The organism is Comamonas sp. DB36, from assembly GCF_057914905.1.
The window spans coordinates 2,971,303-2,987,030 of record NZ_CP196631.1; the positions used below are offsets into that span (position 1 = coordinate 2,971,303).

Here is a 15,728-nt window from a genome sequence, read left to right on the forward strand (position 1 = left end):
TTCAATGGCTGCCCAGATAGGCGGCGCGGATCTTGGGGTCGGCGCGCAGCGCCTTGCCGCGGCCCTGCATGGTGATGCAGCCGGTTTCCAGCACATAGGCGCGATCGGCCACGGCCAGCGCCTGGTTGGCCATCTGCTCGACCAGCAGGATGGTCACGTCCTTTTGCTGCAGGCCGCGAATGATGGCGAAGATCTCCTTGACGATCAGCGGAGCGAGGCCCAGCGACGGCTCGTCGAGCAGCAGCAGCTTGGGCTTGGCCATCAGCGCGCGCGCGATCGCCAGCATCTGCTGCTCGCCGCCCGACATGGTTCCGGCCATCTGGTCCTGGCGCTCGCGCAGCCGCGGAAACGCGGCGAACTGGGCCTCGATATCGGCATCGATCAGCGCGCGCCCCACCTTGCGATGGTAGGCGCCAAGGATCAGGTTGTCGCGCACGGTCTGGTCGGCAAACACCTGGCGGCCTTCGGGCGACTGCGCAATGCCCAGCGCCACGCGCTGGTGGCCGGGCAGGCGCGTGATGTCCTGGCCGTCAAACACGATGCTGCCGGCGCTGGCCGGCTCCAGGCCCGACAGCGCCTTCATCAGCGTGCTTTTTCCCGCGCCGTTGCCGCCTATCATGGTGACGATCTCGCCCGCATGCACTTCGAGGCTGATGCCGCGCAAGGCCTGCACCGCGCCGTAGTGCACCTGCAGATCGGTGACTTTGAGCAAGGCTTTCTCAGACATGGCTCTCTCCCAGGCCCATGGGGGCCGCTTCTTCTTCGTCATCCGTGCCCAGATAGGCCGCAATCACGCGCGGATTGCTCTGCACCGCCAGCGGCGCGCCCTCGGCGATCTTCTCGCCGTAGTCAAGCACGATCACATGGTCGGATATCGCCATCACCAGATCCATATGGTGTTCGATCAGCAAGATGGTGATGCCCAGATCGCGGATGCTGCGTATCACTTCGACCAGTTCCCCCGTCTCCTGCGGATTGAGGCCCGCGGCGGGTTCGTCGAGCAGCAGCAGCGTGGGCCGCGTGGCCAGCGCGCGCGCGAGCTCCACGCGCCGCTGCAATCCATAAGGCAGACTGCCCGCAAGCGCACGCGCATGTTCCTGCAGACCCAGGAACTGCAGGATCTGCAGCGACTCGGCCGTGGCGCGGGCTTCATCGCGCGCCGCTGCCGGCAGGCCCAGCAGATACGACCAGAAGCCGGTGCGGATATGCTGGTGCAGACCGACCTTCACGTTGTCTATCACCGACATGTCGGCAAACAGCTTGAGGTTCTGGAACGTGCGGCCCAGGCCCATGTTGCAGATGCGATAGACCGGCTGGCCCACGGTGCTGCGGCCGCGAAACTCCATCGTGCCCTTGCTGGGCGGCACGATGCCCGACAGGATGTTGAGCAGCGTGGTCTTGCCCGCGCCGTTCGGGCCGATCAGCGAATGCACATGGCCCGACTGGATCTCGATGTCGAGGTTGTTGGTCGGCACCACGCCGCCATAGGCCTTGTACAGGCCTTGCGTGCGCAGCAGCACTTCACCGCCGGGCACGGCGTCGCCGGCCACCTGCAGACGCCAGGGAGCGATGGGCGCGCGCTCGGGGCCGGGAACGCGGCGGTCATACCAGCGCAGGCGGCGAAACAGCGAAGTCAGCGCGCCCGACAGGCCGTTGGGCATCGCATACAGCGCGAACAGCAGCAGCGCGCCATAGGTGAAATGCTGCACGCCCGGCCAGCGCGCCAGAAACGCGTCCAGCAGCGTCAGCACCACCGCGCCCAGCAGCGGCCCGTAGACCGAGCGCCCGCCAAACAGCACGATCAGCAGAAAGAACACCGACAGGTTGAAGGTGATGAAGTCGGAGTTGATGTACTGGTTCTGCTGGGTGATCAGCGCACCGGCAAAGCCGCAGGTCACGGCGCTGATCACGAAGGCCAGCACCTTGTACTTGTAGACGCTCACGCCCACGCTTTCGGCGGCGACCTCGGCGGTGTTGACCGCCATGAACGCGCGGCCGTATTTGCCGCGCAGCAAAAAGCGCAGCATCAGGTGGGCGGCAATGCCCAGCGCCAGCACCACCCAGACCCACTGCCGCGCGTCCAGCGGCTCGCCGCCGAACGTCAGCGGCAGCACGCCGTAGATGCCCTGCTGGCCGGCAAACACCTCCTGCCATTCGGACACCACTTTCTCGACGACCACGCCAAAGCCTATGGTCACCATGGCCAGCGCCGGGCCCTTGACGCGCAGCGCGGGCAAGGCGATCACCACGCCGAACACGCCGGCCATCACGCCCGCGGCAACGAAGGCCAGCCAGGGATTCCAGCCCAGTCTGGCCGTGAGCAGCGCCGCCGTGTAGGCACCGACCGCGAACAGACCCGCATGGCCCAGCGACTTCTGCCCGGCGTAGCCGACCAGCACGTTGAGGCCGGCGGCGGCGAGGTAATTCACGCCGATCAGGAACAGGACCTTGAGATAGAAACCGTTGTCGGTGACGAGCGGAATCAGCCCGACCAGGGCCGCAAACGCGACCACGCCCAAAAGATGCTTGTACTGGTTCATCAGACCTTCTCCACCACGCGCTGACCCAGCAGGCCTTCAGGCTTGAGCACCAGAACAAAAATGATCAGCAGGAAGATGCTGATTTCGCGCAGCTCCGCATGCCACAGGCCGACCATGGCCTCGATCAGACCGAGAAGAAAACCGCCCAGCATGCAGCCGCGCGGATTGCTCAGGCCACCGACGATGGCCGATGAAAACGCCTTGAGCGCCAGCGTCAGGCCCATGAACACCGAGGCGGTGGTGATGGGCGCGATCAGCAGCCCGGCAATGCCGGCCAGGCTGGCGCTGACGACAAACGCCAGCACCACGATGGCCGTCACATTGATGCCCATCAGCGTCGCCGCGGTGCTGCTTTGCGCCACGGCGCGCACCGCCTTGCCCAGGCGCGTCCTGCGCATCACGACGTCGAGGCACAGCATCAGCGCGATGCTCACGCACAGCACCAGGATTTCCTGCGGCAGCACGCCCGCGCCGCCTATGCGCAGCACTTCGCTGCCCAGCGGCGAAGGCATGACCATGGGCGACGGGCCCCAGATGGCCAGCGCGATGTTCTGGATGATGATGCCGAAGCCGATCGTGCTCATCACCCAGGCCAGTCCGGGCTGGCCGATGAACGGGCGGATCGCGGCGTAATACACCACCACGCCCAGCAGGCCCATGATCACCACGGTGGCGATCAGGCTCAGGCCGTAGCGCGCCAGCGTCACTTCGGCCTGCTGCAGCGTGCCCTTGAAGTCATGGCCGGCAAGCAGCAGCAGCGTCGAAACCGCGATGAAAGCGCCAGCGACAAGAAACTCGCCCTGGCCGAAATTGAAGGTTTTGGTGGTGTTGTGGGTGATGTTGAAACCCAGTGCCACCAGGGCATAGATGCTGCCCAATGCCAGGCCACTGAACATGGCCTGAAGAATACTGACTGCCATACGCGCAACTCCGATCGCTCGCCATACCAACGCAAGGTGCGGGCGGACTGCCTGAGCAGCCCGCCAGCAAACGCCATCACAAACGGAAATTACTTCTTGAAGTCAGCGGGCTGGAAGCCCTTGGTCACGGAGTCCTCGAACTTCACGACCGTGTCGCCCTTCCAGCGCGCCAGGTAGAAGTCATTGACGTTCAGGCCTTCATGCATGGTCTTGGTGAACGGCTTGTTGTAGGTCTTGATCACGCCTTCGACGCCCTGCAGGTTTTCCAGCGCCGCCGCCACCTTGGCGCCGTCGGTGCTGTTGGCCTGCTTCATCGCCGCGGCAATCAGCATCACCGAGTCATAGCTTTGCGCCGCACAGGGGAAGGTGGTGAGCGTGGGGAAGTTCTTGCGCACGCGCTCGCCCAGGGCCTTGGTCTTGGCGTTGGTGTCTTCCGTGGTCGACGCCGCCATGATCAGGTGCTCGGACAGCTTGGCACCGGTCATCTTCGGAAACAGCGAGCTCAGGTTGCCCCAGGCACCCAGCGTGGTCGGCAGGTAGTTGATCTTCTCCATGCTGCGCAGCACCTGGGCCGTGCCGTCGGCCAGGCCGTAGACGATCACCGTGTCGGCACCCGCGGCCTTGATCTTCGACAGCTGCGAAGTGATGTCGGTGTCCTTGGGGCCGAACTTCTCCACGGCCACGGGCTTGACGCCATGCAGCTCGAGAATCGCGGTGGCGTCCTTGGTGCCGCCCTGGCCGTAGCCGGTCGAATCAGCCAGCACGGCAATCTTCTTGCCCGCCGAATGCTTGACCGCGTAGGCGGCCAACAGCGCCGACTGCTCGCGGTCCACCATCGAGATGCGAAACAGGTAGTTCTGCGCATCGTTGGCGTAGCGCGTGGTGATCTCCGAGCCGGTGGCGATGGGCACCACGACGGGAATCTTCTTTTGCTGCGGCAGGTGCAGCCAGGCCAGCGCATTGCCCGAGTTGGCCGGGCCGACGACGGCCGAGACCTTCTCGTTGTCGATCAGCTCGGTCATGTTCTGGATGGACTTGGGCGGCGTGCCCAGATCGTCGCGGATCACGCCCACGACCTTGCGGCCCATGATGCCGCCGGCCTTGTTGATGTCCTCGATCGCGGCCTCGAAGCCCCAGCGCCCCGAGATCCCCAGCTCGGCGACGCCGCTGCCCGACATGTCGGCGTTGTAGCCGATCTTGATGTCCTGCGCGTAGGCCGTGCCCGATACGACGGCGGCGGCAATTGCCGTTTTGGCAAATCCTTTGAACCAGTTCATGCTTGTCTCCTTTGACGGCTTTTGTGAGGTCACTTATCAAAGCGTCTTGGCCTTGGGTTTGTGACCCATTTGGTGTCTGGTCAATATAGACAAACTGTATCCATACCGACAGGTACAGTTGCGCGGTACAGCAAGCAGTACGCGCCTGCCTGTCGCACGACGCATGCCGGTACCGGCGGCCAGAGATACCACTGGCATCGCGGCATCCGCGGGCGTAAGCTGGAGTGCCGGTCAAGCGGATGCGCGCCCTGCGGCGCACGACGCCAGCGACCGCGTGAAAGGACTTGCCATGCTGTCCCAATCCGCTGTTACCACCATGCTTCCGGTCATCGACATGGAACGCGCCCGACACTTCTACGAAGACTGCCTGGGCCTTGCTCCCGGCGGCCTGCGGCCGGACGGCAAGTTCGTCTACCAGGTCGGCGGCAGCACGCTTGCGCTGTTTCCCAAGCCCGAAGGCACCAAGGCCGATCACACCGCCATCAGCTTTCGCGTCGCCGACATCGCCGCAGGCATCGCGCAGCTCAAAAGTGCGGGCGTGACCTTCGAGGACTACGACTTTCCCGGGCTCAAGACCGTCAACCATGTCTGCGTGCTGGGCGCGGAAAAGGCCGCCTGGTTCAAGGACACCGAGGGCAACTACCTGTGCCTGCACGAGGATCTGCCCGAGGGCTAGCGCGCGCCGGTCAGGCCCTCGAGCAGCCGGTCAAGCGCCTGCTGGTAATGCGCGAGCAGGGGCTCGAACTGCGCGGGCTGGGCCTGGCTTGCGGCCAGCGCCAGACCGCTGCCGTGCGCATGGTCGACAAGAATGTCGCGCCACGCCAGCGGCTGCGCGGTGATGCGCGCCAGCAAGCTGTCCAGCCGCTCGGTGATCGCGCGCGTCACGCCGGCAAAAGCCTGGGGCGTGGCAAAGATCGCCAGCGTCAGCTGCGGATAGCGGGCCACGGCCTGGTGGTAGCGGGTCAGCAGCGCCCGGATCTGCGCGCCCTCCTCGGCCAGCCCCTGCGGCGCTTCCAACACCCGGGCATAGACCTGGTCGGCCAGCGCGCGCAGCAGCCCGGCCTGGTCGCCCACATGGCGGTAAAGACTCATGGGCGTGACGCCCAGCCTGGTGGCCAGCGCGCGCATGCTCAAGCCCTGGCCCGCGTTCTCGTCAAGCAGGCACAGCGCTGCAGCCAGTACCTCATCGCGTGCCATCTCCTGACCCTGGGCCGGACGCCCGCGCGCCCGGCTCATGGCGCGCGCCGGTAGCTCGACTGCACCAGGCCCGAGGCAAAGCTGCGGCTCGAGACCAGCGTCCAATCCACGTCGGCCGACAGCGCGCCAAACAAGCGCCTTCCCGCCCCCAGCAGCACGGGCACCGTTGTGATCACCATGTCGGCAATCAGTCCCGCGCGCAGAAACGACTGCACCAACTGCCCGCCGTCCACATAGACGCGGCCCACGTTCTGCGCGGCCAGGGCTTGCATCACCTCGCCGGGCGCGCTGGCGCTGAACCGAACCTTACCCTGCAGGGCCTCGGGCACCGCCGTGTCGGCCAGCTGTTTCGACAGCACCAACACGGGCCGGTCATAGGCCCAGGGGCCCAGACTCAGCACCTTCTCATAGGTGCCGCGGCCCATCACGATCAGGTCCTTGTCGGCAATGAACTGCGCGTAGCCATGGTCCTCGTCGGGCGCATCGCGCTGCAGCAGCCAGTCGATGTCGCCGTCGGGCCGGGCAATGAAGCCGTCAAGGCTGGTGGCAATGAAAACGTGGGCGGTGACCATGGGCGTTCCAATAAATATACAGAGTATATTATTGCGCGGAAATGGCTTGCCGGGTCAGCCAATGGCTTTGGTACAGTGACTCTACCCTGGCGCTGGCGCCAGCCCGCGCCCACCGCGTTCCGCCCGAAATCAATCCGCCGCCCCATGACCCTGCCCACGCCCGCCGCATCCTTCCCATCATGGCGACGCCGCGCCGCGCAGGCGGTGATGGTGCTGGCGGCAGCGCTGTGCGGGCTCAACGCCGTCATCATTGCCGGCAACGGAGTGCTGGTGGCCACGCAAACCCAGGCCATTGCCGTCAGCGTGGTGGTGGCGCTTGTCTATGCGCTGATTGGCTGGCTGCAATTCAAGATGCAGCAGCATCTGTTCAGGCTCTGGGAGCTGCCCGCGTCCACAGACGCGCGGCAGCACGCGGCCCTGCGCGGGCTGACGTTTTTCAGCGCGCTGTTTTCGGCCGGCATCGTGCTGGTCATGCTTGTCTCGCTGTCCGCGGTCTCGAGCCGCATGCGCGAAGGCTATGCGATTTTCGGCTGAAGCCCGGCGCCCGGCGGCGCGCGCTAGGCGATCTGGCCGATGCGCACCACGGCGCGGGCAATCAGCGCCAGCACTGCGGCTTCGGCGCCCTGCGGATCGCGCCCTTCTATGGAGTGCAGCAAGGAGCGGTGCAATTCCAGCGCCTGGGCGTCGGGGCCCCAGGCGTCGCTGGACGCCTGAAAACTGGTTTTCCAGACCGCCGACAGCGCGGTCTCCAGCTGCTGGATGAACTGGTTGTCGCAGGAGCGCACCACGGCGCCGTGAAAGCGCAGGTCGGCCTCGATATAGCTGGCCTGGGTCTGGGCCTTTGCCATGGCCTCGAAGGCTTCGCGGATCTCAGCCACCTGCGGCGGCAAGGCCCGGGCCGCGGCCAGGCGCGCGGCCAGCGGCTCTATGGTCTGGCGCAGCTCCATCAGATCGGCAATCAGCTTCTTGTCGGGCGGCGCCTCGCTTTGCCAGCCCAGAACGGCGGGGTCAAACAAATTCCACTCGGCACGCGGCAGCACATGGGTGCCGGTGCGCGGACGTATCGAGACCAGGCCCTTGGCGGCAAGACTCTTCATCGCCTCGCGGATGATCAGCCGGCTCGCGCCATAGGTCTCGGCCAGCTGCGGCTCGGTCGGCAGCTGCTCGCCTTCGGCATAGCGCCCGGCCACGATGCTCGCGCCCACGGCATCAACGATTTGGTGGTGAAAGTTGCGCAAACGGGGTGGGGACATAGGCTGCAAGCATAACCGCTGGCCCTCCCCGAATCTGCCTTGACGTTAATCATATGATGATTGTATTATTCGCAGCGACGCGGCACCGCGTTCCATAATTCATCCAAAAAGCTGGAGACAAATCATGAAAAAGAGCCTTGTGACCATTGCGCTTGCCTTTGGCGCGACCCTGGTCCTGCACCCCGCAGCACATGCCCAGGACTTCCCTTCCAAGCCGATACGCATGATCGTTCCGGTGCCGCCTGGCGGCTCGGGCGATCTGGTCTCGCGCCTCACGGCCAACGCCGCCGCCAAGGAACTGGGCCAGGCCATCGTGGTCGAGAACCGCCCGGGCGCGACCGGCAACATCGGCACGGCCGCGGCGGTCAAGGCCCCGGCCGACGGCTACACCATCTTCCTGTGCAGCATAGGCAACTGCTCGGTCAACTCCAGCCTCTACGCCAACCCCGGCTTCGACCTGTTCAAGGACATCGCTCCCGTGGTGCTGCTCGGCTCCTCGATCAACGTGCTGACGGCCAGCCCCAAGTCCGAGATCAACAGCGTCGAGGACCTGGTGGCCAAGGCCAAGCGCGGCCAGCTCACCTATGCCTCGTCGGGCGTGGGCGCGTCCAACCACCTCGCGGGCGAGATGTTCAAGAAGATGGCCGGCGTCGACCTGCTGCATGTGCCCTACAAGGGTTCGGGCCCGGCGATCACCGATCTGCTGGGCGGGCAGATCGACGTGTTCTTCGACAACGAGCCGTCGATCGCGCCCTTCGTCAAGACCGGCAAGGTCAAGGGCCTGGCGGTCACGGGCAAGGGCCGTTCAAGCAACCTGCCCGAGCTGCGCTCTATGGAAGAGATCGGCTACAAGAACTTCATCATCGAGCCCTGGTTTGCGATCGGCGCGCCGGCCGGCACGCCCGCAGCAGTGATCCAGAAGCTCAACGCCGCATTCAACAAGGGCCTGCAGGACCCGACGGTGCGCAAGACCATGAGCGACGCCGGCATCAATCCCCTGGGCGGAGCGCCTGCCGTGCTGGGCAAGCACATCCGCGCCGAACACGACAAGTGGGCCGATCTGATCCGCTCGCAAAAGATTTCCGCGGAGTAAACAAGAATGCGCATTACAGCGATTGAAACCACACGCCTGAAGACCCAGCCCAACCTGCTGTGGGTAGAGATTGAAACCGACGCCGGCATTGTCGGCCTGGGGGAAACCTTCCGCGGCGCCGAAGCCGTGGAAACCTATATCCACTCGATGGCCGCGCCGCTGATCCTGGGCCAGAGCGCGCTGGACATCGAACGCCTGCACAAGATCCTGCTGCGCGGCTACCTGGGCTTCAACGGCAGCGGCGTGGAAACGCGCGCCGCCTCGGCCATAGACATCGCGTTGTGGGACATCCTGGGCCAGGTCACGGGCCAGCCCATTTACCAGCTGCTGGGCGGCGCCTGCCATGACCGCATGCGCGCCTACAACACCTGCGCCGGCGTCGACTACAACAGCAAGAGCATCCAGCGCCGGCTGGTGCAGCCCGGCGACGCCAAGGTGCGCCACCGCTATGACGACCAGATCGCGTTCATTGAAAGCCCGGGCGAACTCGCGCAAAGCCTGGTTGAAGAAGGCTTCAGCGCCATGAAGATCTGGCCGTTCGATGCCGCGGCCACCGAATCGGACGGGCAATATGTGAGCGCCAAGGCCATGCGCCAGGGACTGGAAGTGTTCGAGAAGATCCGCCTGGCCGTGGGCGACAAGATAGAAGTGATGTGCGAGTTCCATTCGATGTGGAACGTGACGTCGGCGCTGGCCATCGCGCGCGAACTCAAGCAGTACCGGCCGTTCTGGGCCGAGGACCCGATCAAGATGGACAGCCCGGGCGCGCTTGCCGACTACCGCCGCCTGGGCCAGATTCCGGTCTGCGGCAGCGAGACGCTGGCCGCGCAGGGAGCGTTTCGCGACCACCTCGCGGCGCATGCGCTGGACTACGTCATGCTCGATCTCTCGTGGTGCGGGGGCATCACCGAGGCGCGCAAGATCGCCAGCCTGGCCGACGCCTACCAGAAGCCCATTGCACCGCATGACTGCACCGGCCCGGTCGTGCTCATGGCCTCGCTGCACCTGGGGCTGGCCTCGCCCAACGCCATCTTCCAGGAAGTGGTGCGCGCGTTTCTCAGCACCTTCTACAAGGACCTGGTGACCGAGCTGCCGGTGCTGGAAAACGGCTACCTGCTGCGCCCCGACAAGCCCGGCCTGGGCACCGCGCTGGCGCCCGGCGTCAAGCGCGACCCCGCGGCCTCCACTCGCCGCAGCACCGCGGCGTAACACCAAGCCCCCTACTCCGGGCCGGCGCCCGCCGGCCCCGCCCCGCTGCACCCGCCAACAAAGCCGCAATGACGGCTGGGCGCAGCCATGCCCGCTTTCAACCAGGAGACAAGAAAATGAGCCACAAGATGCACCGACATATCGCGCTGGGCGCGCTGCTTGCCTGCAGCGCCAGCGCCTTTGCGCAGTCCGGCGTGACCGTCTACGGCCGCGCCGATGCCGCCGTGTACCACCAGTCGCGCTCCAACCCGAGCACCAACCAATGGTCGCTGTCCTCGGACACCAGCTACTTCGGCCTGCGCGGCAACGAGGACCTGGGCGGGGGCCTGAGCGCCACGTTCAAGCTCGAGAGCCAGCTTGATCTGTCCAGCGGCGCGAGCAGCGCGGCCTTCTTCAACCGCGAAGCCTATGTGGGCCTGTCCGACCGCCGCCTGGGCACGCTGCAGCTGGGCTCGATGTGGGGCCCGTCGGTCTGGATTTCAGGCAAGGCCGATGCCTTTGGCCGCGCGCAACTGGGCGCGGTGCAGACGCTGCTGCAGGGCGCGAACAACCGCGGCAACACCTTCAAGTTCGACAACGCCGTGCAGTACATCACTCCCAAGTTCGGCAATGTGTTTGGCCGCGCCTACGTACAGGCCGCCGAAGGCGCGGCCACGGGCCGCAACTACGCGCTGGCGCTGGACTACAGCAGCGGCCCGGCCTTTCTGGGCCTGGCCTTCGACAGCGCGCAGATCGCCGGCCCGACCGTAGGCCTGGCCGCGCCCGCGGTGCGCGCCAAGACACTGGGCATAGGCGGGGCCTACAACTTCGGCGTGGCGCGACTCCATGGCTACTACCAGCGCAACCAGATTGCGGGCCTGGCAGATGCCAACTCGGCCAACGTCAGCGCCGCGATTCCCGTGGGCTCGGGCGAGTTCCGGCTGGCGCTGGGCAAATGGTCGCGTCCCGGCGATGCCGATGCCAGGCGCGTGGCGCTGGGCTATGCGCATTTCCTGTCCAAGCGCACCCAGGTCTATGCCAACCTGGCGCAGCTCAAGAACGGCAGCCGCTCCACCAGCATGCTGTTTCCCATCAGCCAGGACTCGGCGCCCGCGCTGGCCGGCCAGGACGTGAAGGCCTTTGGCATAGGCATGCGCCACATGTTCTGAAAATGGCCCCTGTTCGTTCAGCGGCTCCCATTTGCCGCCTGCCCGGCGCCGGGCAGATGCCAGCAACGCGCAGGCGGTGCGGCGCCAATTAGGCACGCCGCTGCAAGTCAGAACTTCAGCCGCGCTCCCACATACAGCGAGCGCGGCTCGCCCGGGGTGAGGATGGCGGCGTTGGCCGCGGCGCTGTCGCGCACGCTGAAATACGACACGTATTTCCTGTCACCGGCGTTGCGCAGCTCGGCATACAGGTCCCACTGCGGGGTCGAGTAGCCGGCGCGCAGGCCCCACAAGGCGTATTTGCCTACGGTATACGTATTGGAGAAATCCGCAAACCGGCGGCCCACCACATCAAAGGTCGGGCCGAAGAACACACCGCTCGCGTGGCGGTAGAGCAACTCACCCTTGATGGCATAGCGGGGCGCAGCCGGCAGGCGATTGTTGCCGTAGATCGCATCGTGCTTGAACTTGAACTGGTTCAGCGCGATGTTGATCAGCGGCTCCAGGCGATGCGCGCCCACGCCATCGAGCGCGAAGCTGGCGCCAAGCAGCGCTTCGGCGCCCGCATGCAGGGTCTTGCCGACATTTGTCGACAGGCTGGTGCCGGGCGCATTCGGATCGTCGCGCGAGAGTATCTCGCCGTTGAGGCGGCCGTAATACAGCGCGGTATCCCAGTGCACGCGGTGCCGGTCGAAGGCATGCGAGCCGCGCGTACCGACTTCAAGCACCACACCGCGCATCGCGTCCAGCGTCGAATTGTTGCCGCGCACATCGTCGTCCAGCTCGTACAGCGTCGGTGCTTCGTACATGCGGCTCACATTGGCAAACAGCTGGGATGTGGGCGACAGCTCGCGAATCAGCCCGGCCCTTGGATTGACGCTGTCGAAGTCGGCCTTGGGGTTGCGCACGGCCCCGGTCGCGACATTCGCGCTGCGGATCTCGCGGCTGCCCGAAACCACCTGCGCGCCATACACGGCCGTCCACAGCGGCGCGAACTTCCAGCGGTCGACAAGAAACAGCTCCATGTTGTCGGCACTGTTGTCCAGCCGCGTGCCTATCGTCTGGGCGCCGCCGGTGACATAGCTGTAGTTGCCTCCCTTGACGCTGGTGCGGCCATGGTTCAAGCCGGCCAGCACATCGTGGTCGCCGACGCGGCGCTGGTAGCGCAAGGTCGTGCCCAGGTTGCGCTGGGTGGTGTCGATCAGCAGCGAAAAGAAAGGCGGCGCGTAGACGATGGGGTGATAGAGCTGCTGCTCCTCGAAGGAAATGCCGACCGTGAGACTGGAGTCCGCGTCGATGTCCCAGACGGTGCGGTTGGCGATTCGCGAAGTGCGCACATTCAGGCGGTAGTTGCCTGCCACGGCCGCGGCCTCGGCGGCGCGCGGATTGGCATCGAACTGCGCGCGCGTGAGCGCACCGGGCAATTGCTGGTCGTTGTCGATCTGGGTCAGGTAAAAGCGGGTGGTCACCGATTCGCCCAGCTGCAGCCCGGCGTTCGCGTAAAGGCCTTGCCGCTGCTGGCGCTGGTGTTCTCGAAACCCGTCGCTGCGCTTGACTTCCGCGGTGACCAGCGCATCGAAGATTCCCGCCACCGCGCCCACGGTGAAACGGCCCTGGCGCTGGCCGTGGCTGCCCCCGTTGATGACCGCTTCCCAAGGCGTGCCATCCAGTGCGGTGGGCGTGATGAAGTTGATGGCGCCGCCCAGCGTGCTGGCGCCGTAGGTAAGCGCGTTGGCGCCGCGCGCCACGATGATGCGGCGCATTGCCAGGGGGTCTACATCCCGATTGTGGTTGTTGCCGTCCGCCGCCGTGACCGGCAGGCCGTCGATCAGCAGCTTCACGCCGTTGCCGTCGTAGTTGGTGGCATCGAGGTTGGAGCCGCGAATCGACAGAAACGTCGAGTCGCCGGTCATGCCGCTGGCGGCCCAGACGCCGGGCACATAGCGCAGCGTGTCCGTGAGGCTGGTGACATTGCGCAGGCGCAAGCCTTCGCCCTCCACGACGCTGACCCCGCCCGGCGTGAGCGCGCGTTCGGCCTCCACCTGCCTGAGCAGGCGATCGCCTTCGCGTTCGGCCGAAATGGTCACGGATTCCAGCGCGGGTTCATCCTGGGCCTGCGCCAGGACCCAGGGAACAACGGCAAACAGGGCCGCCAAGGTGCAGCTATTTCTCAGCATGGTGAACCTCCTGATCATTGGAGCGGATCGCAACGGGTCGCAGGCGCAATGCGTGCCTGGTGCCGGGCACGCGAGAGACCGTCAACCGAGCATCGGAGGCGCTTGTGCAGGAGGCTTGGGATTTTGCGAGCGCGTCGCCGGATGGCTCAATGGCGTCCTCACCGGCTCGGGTCCGGTGGGGCGCAGCGTGGTCACGGTCACGAAGCCGACAGGAGGCGTAGCAGCGGTGCCGGCGGCGCACAGCAGACTGCAAGCCGCGAGATGCTCGGCTGCGGCCGCGTCACCCTCGGTCAGCGCCGCGCGCAGTTCTGCGGGAAACACCGCCAATGCTGCCATGGCCGATGCGTGCTCGCCGCACCAGAAACTTTCTGCAGTCCGGGTTCCAGGCATGGACGCTGCATGCACCACGGGGAGCAAAGCTTGCGCCAGCCATGCAAGCACGACAATGACAAAACGCAGGCGGACAGCACAGGCGTTCATGGTGTGGCGCAGTTGAAAGCAGCGGGCTGCGGAAATCACGCACGTGTCACAGCGGCTGCGAGCACGATGGCTCCATGATAGCCAAGGATCGCGCGGCTGGCGCGGAAAATTCGCGCCAGCGATCTCGCCAGGCGGCTTCGCTGCGGCGCCAGTCCGCGGCCCGCCCGCGCGCCGCGCCTGGCGCCAACAAAAAAGCCACCCGAAGGTGGCTTTTTGCTTTCCCGATTGGCACCGGGAAATTGTTATGGCGGAGAGGGCGGGACAAATCTGCCCCAACCCGAAAAGTCTTATGAATCAACCACTTAGTGATAGCGGGAGTTGAAAAATCGCTACCAGTAGTGCTACCACTGGCGGTCAGGGTCATGTTACACCATGAGAGCCGTAGGCAGCGATGCAAGCGGGCTGCCGTAAGTAGCTACTACTGGCCAGGAACATCCGTATGAGAAGTAACGCCGCCGTAGCGACCATATGCGGAGGTTACGTTGCCTACCAGGTGCTCATTGCCGGAAAACTTCGCCACGTTTTCATTCCGTGCCAGGCAAAAAGATCTTCCTGCAGGGAGTGCTGCGTTTAAAACAGAGTTATGCGGTGTTGCGAAGTGCCAGAATCTGGCAGGCAACATACACATTTAAAGAGGAGCAAGGCAATGGGAGCACAGCACGTAGACCCTAGTTTGTTGAGCCAGCGCATTGGTTCAAGTCAGGTAACCTACTCTTTGACGGAGGGGGTGGTGTACGACCGAAACCAGATCGTCAATACGATCACAACGACAAGCAACTCCATTTTCGAGTCACCCTCTGTCACCAACTTCGTTCTCAACGAGGCTTGGATCAAGTGGGAGACTAATGACAAGCGTGACTTGATGGTCAAACTACCAGGATATGTTGTGGGCCATCGCATCCTTATGCTTGGTGCCAAGGCCGTCGATATCCACGGAAACAAGAAGGAAGTTGAGAATTTGGCCATCTTCAACCTCAACACTGGCAAAGCATACCTTTGCTACAACACGCTTCCGACAGAAGGTCGTCTACTGAACAAGGGTGATACGCATGATGTTGATAACTTGGCGGTCGTTTGTCTGTCCGCGCGCGACCGCCTTTTCCTGAATCACGGGAAAACTGGCATTGGTGTCGGCGGCGCACTCGGCGTTTTGCTTGGCTTCTTGATGGGCGCAGGCATTTGGGTCGCTTTGGTGTGTGGCCTAGTCGGCGCTTTCCTGGCACTGGCGCTACTCTCGGTGATGGCATCGCAGGGCGCTGGACAGATCAAAGATGGGATCTGGAGCATTTCCAAGGCCTTGAAATGTCACTTGGCGCCCAAGTTCTCTTAGCTTAAATCGGTGTTGGTGACCAGTTAAAGGTCATCCAGCCGTTCAAGCAAAGTTCAGTTCAAGCCCCGGCGCGATGCGGGCATGACCGATCCCACACCGGTCTCCGCGCGCACGCTCGATCCGATCCAATTGCACGCCGATGTGCATAACGCGCTGAGCATGGCCGTGTTCTACCTGCGCCAGCCGCAGGCAAACACCGCCGCCGCGCGCCGCAAGGCCATCCAAGCACTGACAGCCCTTCGCGGCCTGTCGCTGGCGCTGGAGGGCTGAACCATGACCGTCCTCAAGTTCACCCGCTACACCGACTCCACGACGCTGGCACACGACTCTCAGGCTGCCATGAGCCCGCATCGCAGCGTCTTCATCACGGCCGATATGAAGCAGGACCGCGTAGACCTGAGAGTCGCCGATGACGGGCTTAGCAGCTACATCCGCTTCACGACCAACCAGGCCCGAGCCATCGCCGCCGAGTTGATTGCCGGCGCTGACGCGCGCGACGCTGCGCAGTCCCCAAAACCCGGCCTGGAGGGCTGAC

Annotated in this window: 17 protein-coding genes; 8 read left to right on the plus strand and 9 right to left on the minus strand. The window is 64.8% G+C overall.

Annotated elements, in window-relative coordinates; genetic code table 11:
• Position 1 precedes the first annotated feature (1 nt).
• The 4 genes from ACSVDO_RS13815 to ACSVDO_RS13830 form a co-directional block, all read right to left on the minus strand.
• Positions 2–727: an ABC transporter ATP-binding protein gene (locus ACSVDO_RS13815; protein ID WP_489592813.1), complete on the minus strand. Its 726-nt coding sequence runs from the start codon at positions 725–727 to the stop codon at positions 2–4.
• On the minus strand, positions 720–2,540 hold the full coding sequence (locus ACSVDO_RS13820; RefSeq protein WP_489592814.1) for a branched-chain amino acid ABC transporter ATP-binding protein/permease: 1,821 nt from the start codon (positions 2,538–2,540) through the stop codon (positions 720–722). The genes ACSVDO_RS13815 and ACSVDO_RS13820 overlap by 8 nt, the downstream gene beginning before the upstream one ends.
• Positions 2,540–3,460, minus strand: a complete 921-nt coding sequence (locus ACSVDO_RS13825; protein WP_332538784.1) for a branched-chain amino acid ABC transporter permease — start codon at positions 3,458–3,460, stop codon at positions 2,540–2,542. Before ACSVDO_RS13825 ends, ACSVDO_RS13820 begins: the two co-directional genes overlap by 1 nt.
• A gap of 89 nt (positions 3,461–3,549) precedes the next feature.
• Positions 3,550–4,737: an ABC transporter substrate-binding protein gene (locus ACSVDO_RS13830; protein WP_332538782.1), complete on the minus strand. Its 1,188-nt coding sequence runs from the start codon at positions 4,735–4,737 to the stop codon at positions 3,550–3,552.
• Positions 4,738–5,026: 289 nt separating this feature from the next.
• Between ACSVDO_RS13830 and ACSVDO_RS13835 the strand changes: the two genes are divergently transcribed.
• A complete protein-coding gene (locus ACSVDO_RS13835; protein WP_332538781.1) occupies positions 5,027–5,413 on the plus strand; it encodes a VOC family protein in 387 nt (128 codons plus the stop codon).
• Here the strand turns inward: ACSVDO_RS13835 and ACSVDO_RS13840 are convergent.
• Both ACSVDO_RS13840 and ACSVDO_RS13845 read right to left on the minus strand, forming a co-directional pair.
• Complete coding sequence (locus ACSVDO_RS13840; protein ID WP_489592817.1) at positions 5,410–5,973, minus strand: TetR/AcrR family transcriptional regulator; 564 nt, start codon at positions 5,971–5,973, stop codon at positions 5,410–5,412. The two genes, ACSVDO_RS13835 and ACSVDO_RS13840, sit on opposite strands and share 4 nt — an antisense overlap.
• Complete coding sequence (locus ACSVDO_RS13845) at positions 5,970–6,506, minus strand: dihydrofolate reductase family protein (RefSeq protein ID WP_489592819.1); 537 nt, start codon at positions 6,504–6,506, stop codon at positions 5,970–5,972. Before ACSVDO_RS13845 ends, ACSVDO_RS13840 begins: the two co-directional genes overlap by 4 nt.
• 144 nt (positions 6,507–6,650) lie before the next feature.
• Here ACSVDO_RS13845 and ACSVDO_RS13850 point away from each other — a divergent pair, with 144 nt between their 5' ends.
• On the plus strand, positions 6,651–7,040 hold the full coding sequence (locus ACSVDO_RS13850; RefSeq protein ID WP_489592821.1) for a hypothetical protein: 390 nt from the start codon (positions 6,651–6,653) through the stop codon (positions 7,038–7,040).
• A 23-nt stretch (positions 7,041–7,063) separates the two neighbouring features.
• Here ACSVDO_RS13850 and ACSVDO_RS13855 read toward each other — a convergent pair whose 3' ends face one another.
• Entirely contained in the window at positions 7,064–7,759 is a 696-nt protein-coding gene (locus ACSVDO_RS13855; RefSeq protein ID WP_332538776.1) for a FadR/GntR family transcriptional regulator, read from the minus strand.
• A 124-nt stretch (positions 7,760–7,883) separates the two neighbouring features.
• Here ACSVDO_RS13855 and ACSVDO_RS13860 point away from each other — a divergent pair, with 124 nt between their 5' ends.
• From ACSVDO_RS13860 to ACSVDO_RS13870, 3 genes are all read left to right on the plus strand, one after another.
• Positions 7,884–8,852 carry a Bug family tripartite tricarboxylate transporter substrate binding protein gene (locus tag ACSVDO_RS13860; RefSeq protein ID WP_332683166.1) on the plus strand — a complete coding sequence of 323 codons (969 nt, stop codon included), beginning with the start codon at positions 7,884–7,886 and terminating at the stop codon, positions 8,850–8,852.
• A gap of 6 nt (positions 8,853–8,858) precedes the next feature.
• Entirely contained in the window at positions 8,859–10,061 is a 1,203-nt protein-coding gene (locus tag ACSVDO_RS13865; RefSeq protein ID WP_332538774.1) for a mandelate racemase/muconate lactonizing enzyme family protein, read from the plus strand.
• Between the two features lie 116 nt (positions 10,062–10,177).
• The gene (locus ACSVDO_RS13870) at positions 10,178–11,209 is read left to right on the plus strand and encodes a porin (RefSeq protein WP_489592823.1); all 1,032 of its coding nucleotides are present in this window, start codon (positions 10,178–10,180) and stop codon (positions 11,207–11,209) included.
• A 107-nt stretch (positions 11,210–11,316) separates the two neighbouring features.
• Here ACSVDO_RS13870 and ACSVDO_RS13875 read toward each other — a convergent pair whose 3' ends face one another.
• Positions 11,317–13,383 carry a TonB-dependent receptor family protein gene (locus tag ACSVDO_RS13875; RefSeq protein ID WP_489592825.1) on the minus strand — a complete coding sequence of 689 codons (2,067 nt, stop codon included), beginning with the start codon at positions 13,381–13,383 and terminating at the stop codon, positions 11,317–11,319.
• An 81-nt stretch (positions 13,384–13,464) separates the two neighbouring features.
• The gene (locus tag ACSVDO_RS13880; protein WP_489592826.1) at positions 13,465–13,863 is read right to left on the minus strand and encodes a hypothetical protein; all 399 of its coding nucleotides are present in this window, start codon (positions 13,861–13,863) and stop codon (positions 13,465–13,467) included.
• 646 nt (positions 13,864–14,509) lie between these two features.
• Between ACSVDO_RS13880 and ACSVDO_RS13885 the strand changes: the two genes are divergently transcribed.
• From ACSVDO_RS13885 to ACSVDO_RS13895, 3 genes are all read left to right on the plus strand, one after another.
• Positions 14,510–15,193, plus strand: coding sequence for a hypothetical protein (locus ACSVDO_RS13885; protein ID WP_489592828.1), 684 nt, complete (start codon positions 14,510–14,512; stop codon positions 15,191–15,193).
• Between the two features lie 81 nt (positions 15,194–15,274).
• Positions 15,275–15,463, plus strand: a complete 189-nt coding sequence (locus ACSVDO_RS13890) for a hypothetical protein (protein WP_489592830.1) — start codon at positions 15,275–15,277, stop codon at positions 15,461–15,463.
• Positions 15,464–15,466: 3 nt separating this feature from the next.
• Complete coding sequence (locus ACSVDO_RS13895) at positions 15,467–15,727, plus strand: hypothetical protein (protein ID WP_489592832.1); 261 nt, start codon at positions 15,467–15,469, stop codon at positions 15,725–15,727.
• Position 15,728 lies beyond the last annotated feature (1 nt).